This is a genomic window from Ruegeria sp. CH2 (genome assembly GCF_056537065.1).
This window is the reverse complement of the sequence record NZ_JBQFQV010000032.1, coordinates 1-10,911: the sequence shown is the minus strand read 5'-3', so window position 1 is coordinate 10,911 and position 10,911 is coordinate 1. Positions and strand designations below refer to the sequence as shown.

8 protein-coding genes are annotated in these 10,911 nt (G+C 55.3%); 4 read left to right on the top strand and 4 right to left on the bottom strand.

Annotated elements, in window-relative coordinates; all coding sequences use genetic code 11:
- The 3 genes from ACR0M9_RS20755 to ACR0M9_RS20745 all read left to right on the top strand — a co-directional run.
- Nucleotides 1–139, top strand: a 139-nt coding sequence (locus tag ACR0M9_RS20755; RefSeq protein ID WP_480774567.1) for an integrase core domain-containing protein, incomplete at its 5' end; no start/stop codon positions are given.
- Nucleotides 140–378: 239 nt separating this feature from the next.
- Entirely contained in the window at nt 379–1,482 is a 1,104-nt protein-coding gene (locus tag ACR0M9_RS20750) for a M24 family metallopeptidase (RefSeq protein ID WP_480774566.1), read from the top strand.
- Nucleotides 1,483–1,758: 276 nt separating this feature from the next.
- Nucleotides 1,759–3,738, top strand: coding sequence for a bifunctional 2',3'-cyclic-nucleotide 2'-phosphodiesterase/3'-nucleotidase (locus ACR0M9_RS20745; protein WP_480774565.1), 1,980 nt, complete (start codon nt 1,759–1,761; stop codon nt 3,736–3,738).
- A 710-nt stretch (nt 3,739–4,448) separates the two neighbouring features.
- Here the strand turns inward: ACR0M9_RS20745 and pbfA are convergent.
- From pbfA to ACR0M9_RS20725, 4 genes are all read right to left on the bottom strand, one after another.
- Nucleotides 4,449–5,801 carry a (R)-1-hydroxy-2-aminoethylphosphonate ammonia-lyase gene (pbfA, locus tag ACR0M9_RS20740; RefSeq protein WP_480774564.1) on the bottom strand — a complete coding sequence of 451 codons (1,353 nt, stop codon included), beginning with the start codon at nt 5,799–5,801 and terminating at the stop codon, nt 4,449–4,451.
- 106 nt (nt 5,802–5,907) lie between these two features.
- A complete protein-coding gene (gene phnY, locus ACR0M9_RS20735; RefSeq protein WP_480774563.1) occupies nt 5,908–7,371 on the bottom strand; it encodes a phosphonoacetaldehyde dehydrogenase in 1,464 nt (487 codons plus the stop codon).
- A gap of 3 nt (nt 7,372–7,374) precedes the next feature.
- Nucleotides 7,375–8,619 (bottom strand): phosphonoacetate hydrolase, encoded by a 1,245-nt coding sequence (gene phnA / locus ACR0M9_RS20730; protein ID WP_480774562.1) that lies wholly within the window; start codon nt 8,617–8,619, stop codon nt 7,375–7,377.
- Nucleotides 8,620–8,637: 18 nt separating this feature from the next.
- Complete coding sequence (locus ACR0M9_RS20725) at nt 8,638–9,825, bottom strand: 2-aminoethylphosphonate--pyruvate transaminase (RefSeq protein ID WP_480484612.1); 1,188 nt, start codon at nt 9,823–9,825, stop codon at nt 8,638–8,640.
- Nucleotides 9,826–9,945: 120 nt separating this feature from the next.
- Between ACR0M9_RS20725 and ACR0M9_RS20720 the strand changes: the two genes are divergently transcribed.
- The gene (locus ACR0M9_RS20720; RefSeq protein ID WP_480484611.1) at nt 9,946–10,836 is read left to right on the top strand and encodes a LysR substrate-binding domain-containing protein; all 891 of its coding nucleotides are present in this window, start codon (nt 9,946–9,948) and stop codon (nt 10,834–10,836) included.
- Nucleotides 10,837–10,911 lie beyond the last annotated feature (75 nt).

Genomic DNA, 10,911 nt, shown 5'->3' with positions numbered 1-10,911 from the left:
CAGCCTGCGCGAAGCACAAATCCTGATCGAACAATGGAGGAGACACTACAATACAAAACGCCCCCACAGTGCACTGGGCTATCGCCCGCCGACACCTGAAACCATCATCCCGATGGATCACAGGCCGATGATCCACTAACAATCAACTTGGACCAGTCAGATGAGGCTGCTCAGGTGGCTGACAAAAGTGACGACTGCAATCTGAAACACGAACCGAACTATTGGCCGGGCTGTATACTGCTGTGCGGCGAAACGATTGGCAACGTTTCCAACTGTCAGAATACCAAACCAATGACGGTTCGCGTGTGGCGTAAGAAAAATAAGATTTGCCGAGATCGCCGAAGCGGGTGGTTTTGGTCACAATAAGGGTTGGTAAGGATGCCAGATTTATCAGAATATCGCCGGTTGGCCCGTGAAATCTCTGTCGATGCCGTGGCATTGGTGCCGGGTCCGAATTTCGACCGAGCCATGGGCAAGTCTTTCATGACTAACGAACGCCCCATCGTGGTTGTGATCCCCGCATCAGGAGAACCCGCTGCCATTGTTCCAAATCTGGAACTTGGCTCGTGGGATCAATTAAGGTTCGAAGGAGCGGTATTCGATTGGCGGGATGAGGCGGGTTACAAAGGGGCTTTCACCGCTTTGGCGAACCACCTGAGCATCGCGTCCCTTGCAGTTGAAGGACAGGTCATGCGTGTTTTTGTCTCTGACGCGCTGACCGAAGCTATGCCTGGGTTACAAATTACTGATGCGGAACACCAAATCTCGAACCTGCGACTGATCAAGTCCAGCAAGGATGTGGCCTCCATGCAAGCTGCGATCACCATCTCGGAACGTGCGCTTGAGCGGGTTATCGGAACGGTACACGCAGGTCAGACCGAGAAACAGATCGAACAGGATTTGATCCAGGCAATGTTTGCCGAAGGTGCCGATTCACTGGCCTTTACACCGATTGTGGTCGCTGCCGACAACTCGGCCCGACCGCACGGGAAAGCGCGTATGGATTATCGGATTCAAACCGGCGACGCGCTGCTCTTTGACTTTGGCGCGCGCAAGGATGGATTTGTCGCGGATATCACGCGAACCTTTTTCGTTGGCGAAGTCTCAGATGAGGGCAAGGCTGTCTACGAAACTGTATTACGAGCAAATCAGATGGGTCTGAACGTGTGTCGCCCCGGTGTGACGGCCCATGATATCGATGATGCAGTCATCGGCGTTCTTGAAGCATCCCCTTTCGCCAATCGCATCCGCACCAAGACAGGCCACGGATTGGGTCGGGATGTGCACGAGGCTCCATATATCATGCGCGGAAACAACCAGGTAATGCGCGCAGGCATGGTCTGGACCAACGAACCGGGTCTGTATGACCTGGGCAATTTCGGTGTCCGTATTGAAGATGACGTCTTGGTCACAGAAGATGGATGCCAATCACTGACCAGTTTCCCGAAAGAGCTTATTGTCCTGGGGGCGGGACGTCGATAACCGGGCTGTCCCATCCACACGGTTGGGGTCAGTGGATAGCAGCCAACATGATGCGGGTTGGATATGTCGCAAAGCACTGATTGTGAGGCATTGTCTTGGCAATCGCAGGGCACGGGTTCCCCTTCTGCCATGTCTTATCAAGTACAGGAAGTTGGGCTATTGTACCTGGCATTGCGCCTACACATGACGCGTATAAAGCGCTGGCAACCTGTTTCATATGGATGTTGCGAATTACAGGCAAAAAGACGCGTTGACCACAAACCTGAAAGGTGACCCATGTCTTTCTCAAGCCGTTCTTCAATTTCACGACGCCGCTTCCTTGCCACGACAACCGCTGGTGCGGCGGCAATTACCCTGCATCCGTTTTCGGTGGCGGCGGCCAATAATCAGGCGCATCTGCGCATCATGGAAACCACCGATATCCATGTCCATGTGTTTCCTTATGATTACTATGCGGACAAACCCCGCGACACGGTGGGCCTGTCCCGCACAGCGTCGATCATCAACGAAATCCGATCTGAGGCGACAAACTCGCTCTTGGTGGACAACGGCGATTTTCTGCAAGGTAACCCGATGGGCGACTACATCGCTTACGAGCGCGGCATGAAGGACGGCGACAGCCATCCCATCATCACGGCCTTCAATACGGTCGGGTATGATGCCGCGACGCTGGGCAATCACGAGTTCAACTACGGTCTGGATTTCCTGAACAAGGCTTTGGCCGGTGCCGAGTTCCCTGTTGTTCTGGCCAACGTCGCCAAGGAAAAAGGTGCAAACCCGCGTGACGACAAGACCCTTGTTCAGGCCTATGCCATCCTCGACCGTGAAATCGAGATGGGCGACGGCACCAAACATCCGATCAGGATCGGTGTCATCGGTTTTACCCCGCCACAAATCGTGAACTGGGACCGCAGGCACCTGGAGGGCAATGTTCAGGCCCGCGATATCGTCGAGACGGCTCAGGCCTATGTACCCGAGATGAAGGAACAGGGATGTGACCTGATCATCGCCCTGTCGCATTCGGGGATCGGGGGGGCCGATCATGAGGACGGCATGGAAAACGCATCGGTGGTTCTGGCAGGGGTCGACGGGATCGACGCGCTGGTCACCGGCCACAATCACCTGGTTTTCCCGTCACCGACATTTGCTGACCGCCCCGGGATCGACGTGGAAAAAGGCACGCTGATGGGCAAACCTGCCGTCATGGGCGGTTTCTGGGGGTCGCATCTTGGCCTGCTGGACCTGCTTTTGGAACGGGACGGCAATGAATGGCGCGTCGTTACCACAACCTCCGAGGCGCGCCCGATATCCAAACGTAACGAAGATCGATCAATCACCGCTCTGGTCGAAGATGATCAGAAGGTTCTGGAATCGGTTGCGAAAGCTCATGACGAAACGCTGGCCTATGTTCGACGCGCGGTCGGCAAGACCTCGGCCCCACTGCACAGCTATTTTGCGTTGGTCGCGGATGATCCGTCTGTGCAGATCGTCTCGATCGCGCAGAAATGGTATGTCGAAGACATGCTGAAAGGCACCGAGCATGAAGGGCTGCCGATCCTGTCTGCGGCAGCACCGTTCAAGGCTGGTGGCCGCGGCGGTCCGGAGTATTACACCGATGTCCCGGTCGGGGACGTTGCCATCAAGAACGTGGCCGATCTGTACCTCTACCCGAATACCGTCCGTGCGGTTCGCGTGGACGGGGCGCAGGTGCGTGGCTGGCTGGAACGCTCGGCCGGTATGTTCAATCAGGTTGAAGCTGGGTCCAAGGATGCGATCCTTCTGAACCCCGAGTTCCCGTCGTACAATTTCGACGTGATGGACGGTGTGACCTATCAGATCGACCTGTCGCAACCGTCGCGCTTTGGACCAAAGGGCGAAGAGGTGAACCCCGACGCAGCACGGATCGTGAACCTTGCCTTCAATGGCGCGCCTGTTACGGATGACATGGAGTTCATCATTGCCACCAACAATTACCGTGCATCCGGTGGTGGCGCGTTCCCGGGCGCAATGGGCGACACGATCGTGTTCGAAGCACCGGACACCAACCGCGACGTCATTGTTCGCTACATTGTCGAACAGGGCACAATCGATCCCAAAGCGGATGCCAACTGGTCGTTTTCACCGTTGGAGGACACCACGGTGTTGTTCGAGACGGGTCCAAAAGCCCGCGACTATATGGGCGACGTCAAAGGTGTGGCAATCGAGGACGCCGGGGAAGGCGCCGACGGTTTCGCAGCCTTCCGCATTAAGCTCTGATCCGAAAGAAATGTCGCAACGATATCCTGCCCCGCCACCTTGGTAACTCGGTGGCGGGTTTGCGCTGAACACCCGTACAGCTCGAAGGCATCTGCCCCTGCAGAGTCAGATGCCACATTTTCAATTCGCGTTCCCGACAAGCGTCGTGGCGGCAGGTCATAGAACTTAGCGAACCGTTGGATCACCAACAGAGCTTCTGCGCTCCCAGTTCTGTCAAAGAAGCTGAATGGATGAAGGCAGGGGCAAGTTGGTGAAATTTGTATTCAAAGATCTCGCGGCAAAGGGAGATTGAATACCCTATGGCAGGTAAAAAGTAGTCGCCTGCTGAACGGCATCTTGTTTCTCAGTTTTTTGCAAAGGCGACGGGCTGCGACCTGTAAAGCACAGCAACAAAAGGTCTTTCAGCTTCTGAACTACATTCGATACCATGAAAGACTCCGCTCTGTTGATTTTGAGTTCCTGTAATCCCGTCAGTTTGTTCAGTCTCATTTGTACCAGAGGCCGAATTGAAGATTTTGCCTTTCCCGTTACTTTCGTCAGCGTTTTAAGCCTGAGTGCAGTTGGATATTACAACGCCATCGGCCAATTCCAAATTCTATTGTACGCCGTGCGCCATCGGACTCGTTGTCTTACGTCGCACCTTGGGGTCTTCATCGCTGTCTCGGCTAGCCTCTTTTTACTTACTGCCGAGTTTTGACTGATCCGACGTGTCAACTCTCGGCCTTGATAGCAGCGATCACAATGTCGATTGCGTGGTCCAGATCCGATTGTGAGATGGTCAGCGGCGGCGACAATGTCAGAACGCATCCCTGACTGATCTTATAACTCAAACCGGCCTCCAGACAGGCGTAGTAAATCCGTTCGGCACGCGCATTGCCCGGTATCTTTTCAACGCGATCATCAACGATTTCGACCCCGAACATCAAACCCCTTCCCCGGATGTCTCCGACGGTGGGTACGTTCTGAAGTTCGTCCATCAGACGACCAATTGCGTGCTCACCCAGCGTGGCCGACCGATGAACCAACCCCTCATCTTCGATGATCTGAAGTGTTGTCAAAGCGGCCCGCGCGGTGACCGGGTTCTTTTCGTGTGTGTAATGACCGATGGCAAAATCTCCGCAGACGTCCAATTGTTTGCGGGCAACACAAGCGGCAATGGGCAGGATACCACCGCCAAGCGCTTTTCCAAGCGTCACAATGTCGGGAATGATCTCGTCATGTTCAAAGGCGAACATCCTGCCGGTTTTGCCAAGGCCGGTCGGGATTTCATCCATGATCAAAAGCGCGCCGTGACGATTGCACGCCTCTCGCACGGATTTCCAAAACCCCGGCGGTGGTACATAGGGCACCGCGCGCATCGGTTCGGCTATGACTGCGGCCACATCTCCTTCACGCTCCAGAACATATTCGACCATTTTCGCGCAGGCCAACCCGCAGGTTTCCGGTCCCGCGTGATTGTATGGGCAACGGTAGCAGGCGAAGGGCGCGACATGTTCAGTGCCCGACAAGAGGGGGCCCGCGATATGACTGCGGAACGTCGCCTCGCCACCGACGCTTGCGGCGCCAAAGCCCGCGCCATGGAAGGCATCCCAGAAGCTGATTGTTTTGAACCGACCGGTCGCGGCACGCGCGATTTTGAGGGCAACCTCGTTGGCGTCAGAGCCGCCAGTGGTAAAGAGCATCTTCCCCAGATCGCCAGGCACGATATCTGCCAGTTTTTCTGCCAAATCCACTGCCGGGTCATTGGTAAAGCGGCGGGGTGCAAAAGGAAGATCGTCAAGCTGTGCCTTGATTGCGGCTACCAGACGCGGGTGCCCGTAGCCTATGTGATGCACCGAGTTGCCATGGAAATCCATGTACCGGCGACCCTCCATATCTTCGATCCAGATCCCCTCGGCCTTTGCAATAGTGCTGACGCAGGGTGATGACAGAGATTGATGCAGGAACACCTCCGCATCGCGTTTGAGCAGAGGTGTCGACTTCGGTCCCATGGACTTTCGCAACCATGCCTTGCGCGCTTCGGATGTGTTTGATTCCCCTTCCGTGTGGACAATCTGTGGCATGTCCGCTCCTCGTTTCTGTCATCAAAAGATGCGGGCCCCAAAAGGCCCGCCAGTATCAGGGAGGAATTGAGGCGCCCTTCCCGTTTGTGGGGAAAGGACGCAAGGTTTAGTTGGGCCAGGGCAGCGAATAGGTTTTGACGTTGGTGAAGAACTTCATCGCCTCGATAACGCCCTCTTTCACCCCGTTTCCGCTGTCCTTGATGCCGCCAAAGGGTGACATTTCAATGCGGTAGCCCGGCTGTTCCCAGATGTTGCAGGTGCCGACATTCAATCCGTTGATAAAGGTGATGGCCCGGTTCAGGTCATTGGTGCAGACCCCAGAAGACAGGCCGAACTCGGTCGAATTCGAGATCGCCATCACCTCTTCGTCGTTGTCTGGCACCCGCACGATAGGCACGATAGGACCGAAAGTTTCTTCCATCACCAGCTCACTGTCATGGGGAACCTTGTCGACGACGATAGGCGGCAGCAATGCGCCCTGACGGCCCGGGTGATACAGGATTTCTGCACCCTCTTTTTCAGCCTGAAGAACGCGGTTTTCGAATATCTCTGCGGCTTTGTCGTGAATCACGCACCCCAGTTCGGTTTCGGGGTCTTGCGGATCGCCGAATTTGATCTTCTTGGCCTTTTCCAGAACCAGCGGCACAAACTTGTCGGCCACACTTTCCTGCACGAGGATGCGCTTGACTGCCGTACACCGCTGACCGGAGTTTCCGGTAGCCCCCGCGACCGCGATTGTTGCGGCCTTGTCCAAATCCGCATCGCTGAGGTCATTCAGAACGATCAAAGGATCGTTACCCCCAAGTTCCAGCGCCTGACGCTTGTAGACGCCTTTTTCGGCGATCATCTTGCCCACGGGCACACCGCCGGTGAAGGTGATGATATCGATGTGCTCATTGGTGATCATTTCGTCGCCGATGTCACCGGGCCAACCTGTCACGACCTGAAACATCTCGGGTGGCAAGCCGGCCTCATAGAGAATGTCAGCCAGTGTCAATGCGGTCAGCGGCGTCAGCTCGGTCGGTTTGCAAACCATGCAATTGTTGGTGGCAATCGACGGCGCGATCTTGTGACTGACCATGTTCAGCGGGTGATTGAACGGCGTGATCGCACTGATTGCTTTCACCGGCTCTCGGGTGGTGAAAATCTTGCGGGCTTTGCCATTGTGGGTCAGATCGCAGGAAAAGATCTCGCCATCGTCCTTTAGCGCCTCAGCCGCCGCAAACTGATAAACATCCTGTGCGCGTTTGGTTTCGTAGATCGCATGCTGGTGGCAGATGCCCAGCTCCAACGTCAGCCATTTCGCAAGGTAATCGCGTTTCTCGCCGATCAGCTCGCCTGCGCGCTGCAGAATCTGGCTGCGCTCGTACCGGGTCAGTTTAGGTTTGTAATTCGCCGCGATTTCGAATGCCCTGCGTGCGTGTTCTGCGGTGCCAGCGGGAACATGGCCCACGACCTCGTTGGTGTACGGGTAAAGAACAGGAATGGTTTCATCGGTAAAGACGATTTCGCCACCGATCCGCATTCCTTCGTTACGAACTTCGATTTTCGACATGGTCTGGTCTTTCATGGCTTACTGTGCCGCCGCTGTAGTTGCGTAGAAAAAGGCATCAAAGTTGCGCAGCACGGGTTGGTTCGGCAGGTCGATGACACGGTTCACGATGAAGGGAACTTCTTGTTCCGTCAAACCACCATGGCTGCGCAGCGGTTCCTTCAGGGCCGCAAGGTCATGGCGGTGCTCGGACGTGCCGATGCAGATGTTTTCACCAGAAACCATCACAATGTCGCCAATGCGGTCGCCTGGCAATTCGAATTGCTCGATCGCCTCGGCCTTGGTCAGAACATGAGTGATGCCGCTGGTCGCCTTGAGTTTGGCAATGATGTCGCTCTGATCCGCGCCATCCGGCAGATAAGCGGTCGCGAACGAACCCAGTGCACCATGATGCACGACATAGGGGTCAGTGATCGGAAGGATGACCCGCGCCGCATCCTTGCCCAGCCATTCGTCCATCAGGTCCTGCACATAGACGACCGAAGGGGATCCATCTGCCAGGTGCTTAGGCTTCATGCCATGATCAGCCGTCACCACGATGGCGGCCCCCAATGCGTCCAACTCGCCCAGATAGCGGTCGAACATGGCGTAGAAATCAAGTGCGCCCTTTTGATCGGGTGCAAACTTGTGCTGGATATAGTCGGTAGTCGACAAATACATGACGTCGGGCTTGAACTCTTTCAGCAGCTTGACGCCAGCAGCAAAAACGAATTCCGACAGCTCGGCCGAGTATACCTCGGGCACGTCCATGCCCAACCATTTGCTGGCATTGTCGATGCCATGTTCCTCAAGCGTCGTTTCGCCCGAACGCTCAGAAGAGAATGCAACCGCCCTGCCCTCGTCAAACTTCAGCCCGGCACCAAGCAGCGCGCGAAGCTTGTCCTTGGCGGTTACCATCGCCACGCGGAAACCTGCATCATAGAACTGTGAGAAGATGGTCGGCGCGCGCAGGAAGCGGACATCGTTCATCATAACCTCTTCACCGGTGTCGGGATCAATAAGGTAGTTGCCGCAGATTCCATGCACGATCGGCGGACGCCCGGTGGCAATCGAAAGATTGTTGGGGTTGGTGAACGACGGAATAACAGAATGCGCCAGACGGTCTGTACCTTCCTCCCGCATCCGTTTGAGGTTGGGCATCAGCCCTTTCGCAATCGCCACGTCGAGGTATTCAGGTTCACATCCATCAAGGCAGATGGCAATTGCGGGCACCTTCGGCGTTGGGTAGACGCGCTCATTTGCTTCGACAGGGGTTTGAATGGTCATCTGTGTTTTCCTTGATTTTTACGCGGCCAACTTGGCGCGTTCTTCCAGTGCCCGGAGAGGAGGCGCAGCGCTTGTCACGCCCATTTCTTCCAGAGATTCTTTTGCAGCGATCACAACTTTACGCATGACATCTTCGTCCATCTGGCCGATGCAACCGACGCGGAAACTGTCGACGACAGTCAGCTTGCCCGGGTAGATAATGAACCCTTTTTCTTTCATCCGGTTATAGAACTGATCAAAAACGAAATTCTCATCAGCCGGGCAGAAGAAGGTAACGATGATCGGGCTCAACCAACGATTATCCAGCAGTGTTTCGAAACCCAGTTCCCGCATGCCCGCGACCATGACGTCCCGGTTGCGGGTATAGCGGGCGCCTCGACCTGCAACACCGCCTTCGGCAGTGTGCGCCCGAAGTGCCTCGATGAAGGCCGCAACCACATGCGTCGGCGGGGTAAACCGCCACTGTCCCGTTTTGTTCATGTGCGCCCACTGCGCATACACATCCAGAGACAGCGAATGACTGTTGCCTTTTGCGGCTTCCAGCTCGGTCTTGCGCGCCACGATGAACCCGAAACCCGGAACGCCCTCGATGCATTTGTTCGCCGAAGACACCATGGCCTCGTAACGAATTTCAGTTGGTTTGAGCTCAATCGCTCCAAAGGCGGACATCGAGTCAATCAAGAGCTTGCGCCCGGCGGCATATGTGACCTCCGAAATCTCTTCGACCGGGTTCAGAATGCCCGAGCTGGTTTCGCAGTGAATGGCGACGACATGCGTGATGTCCGGGTCATCCGCGAGAATGCGCGCAACCTCATCACCCCTCGGCGGCAGGTAATCGCCTTTGTCCAACACAACATGATCACGACCCAGGTACTGCAACGTTTGTGCTGAACGCTGCCCGTAGGCACCATTTGCCAATACCAACGCCTTTCCGTCTCGCGGAATAAAGGATGCCAGCATCGCCTCGACGGAAAACGATCCGCTGCCTTGCATCGGTACGCAATCGAACGCGTCGGCACCCTCGCCAAGCAGGTTCAGCAGGCTTGACCGCACCTCCCGCGTCATGGCGCGGAAATCATCGTCCCAGCTACCCCAGTCACGTAACATTGCCTCTTTGACCGCGTAGGACGTTGTCAAAGGACCGGGCGTCAAAAGGTAGGGTTCACCAAGGCGCGGTTGCTCTAATTTTGGTTTGGATGGCGTCATTACCAGGCTCCAGAACAGCGTTTTCAGGAACACAATTGCAGCAACGCTTGCTATATGTGAAATTGCAATTATCAATCTAATCATAAGCGCAGCCTATGAACGCATCTACAGGGAACTGCCATGCGACACAGCCAGTTGAAAGCCTTTCATTACGTGGCCAAACATGGGGGATTCTCCCGTGCGGCAGAGGCTTTGTATCTGACCCAGCCAGCGATTTCCGAGCAGGTCCGAAAACTGGAACAGGATCACGACCTGCTGCTGTTCCAGCGTGAACGAAAACGCGTGAACCTGACGCCCGAAGGCGAACAGCTTTACAGATTCACAAAACAATATTTCGAGATCGAAGATCAGATTGAGGACTACCTCTCTGAAACCAAAGCCGCGATCGATGGTGAATTAAGGATTATTGCCGATTCAGCGCATCACATGACGTCTTTTCTGGGTTCGTTCCAAAAGAAATATCCGAAAATCACGATCACTGTGCGATCCGGCAACACCGAAGAAATCCTGGAAGAGCTTCGGTCTTACAATGCGGAAATCGGCGTTGTTGGCAGCCTGTCTCCTGGCAAGGACATGGACGTATTGAATTTGGGGTCCACTGAAATTGTGGCCTTTGCTGCCCGGGGCGTGCTGTTGGCATCCAAACCCACCCTGACCCTGGAGGAGCTTGCCGAGTTGCCCCTGATTTTCAGAGAGCACGGGTCAAAAACACGCGAGAAACTGGAAGAAGCCGCCGAGAAACAAGGTATCAGGTTAAACCCGGCGATTGTTGCTGAAGGCCGAGAGGCCGTTCGCGAACTTGTTGCCTCGGGTGCAGGTATCGGTTTTGTTTCTCAGGCGGAATATGGGCACGATGATCGATTGCGGCAAATCAAATTGAAGGGCGTGAATCTGCAAATGGGTGAGAGCATGATTTCCCTTTCCCAGCGTCGTGACGTCAAGATCATACGTGCGTTTATGGATTTTGCGGAGCGGGTGCATAAGGAGAAGGAAACCCCCGCAGATATGTGATCTGCGGGGGTATTGAGTTTTTTGTGTGGATTACCTGCTGCGCCAGGCCTGTGTGCGGGCCAGGATGCCTTTTGA

What these genes read in the sequence shown, in the direction of transcription:
- ACR0M9_RS20745 (WP_480774565.1), top strand. Translation starts at nt 1,759, where the DNA reads ATGTCTTTCTCAAGCCGTTCTTCAATTTCACGACGCCGCTTCCTTGCC.
- pbfA (WP_480774564.1), bottom strand. Translation starts at nt 5,801, where the DNA reads ATGCCACAGATTGTCCACACGGAAGGGGAATCAAACACATCCGAAGCG.
- phnY (WP_480774563.1), bottom strand. Translation starts at nt 7,371, where the DNA reads ATGAAAGACCAGACCATGTCGAAAATCGAAGTTCGTAACGAAGGAATG.
- ACR0M9_RS20750 (WP_480774566.1), top strand. Translation starts at nt 379, where the DNA reads ATGCCAGATTTATCAGAATATCGCCGGTTGGCCCGTGAAATCTCTGTC.
- ACR0M9_RS20725 (WP_480484612.1), bottom strand. Translation starts at nt 9,825, where the DNA reads ATGACGCCATCCAAACCAAAATTAGAGCAACCGCGCCTTGGTGAACCC.
- phnA (WP_480774562.1), bottom strand. Translation starts at nt 8,619, where the DNA reads ATGACCATTCAAACCCCTGTCGAAGCAAATGAGCGCGTCTACCCAACG.
- ACR0M9_RS20720 (WP_480484611.1), top strand. Translation starts at nt 9,946, where the DNA reads ATGCGACACAGCCAGTTGAAAGCCTTTCATTACGTGGCCAAACATGGG.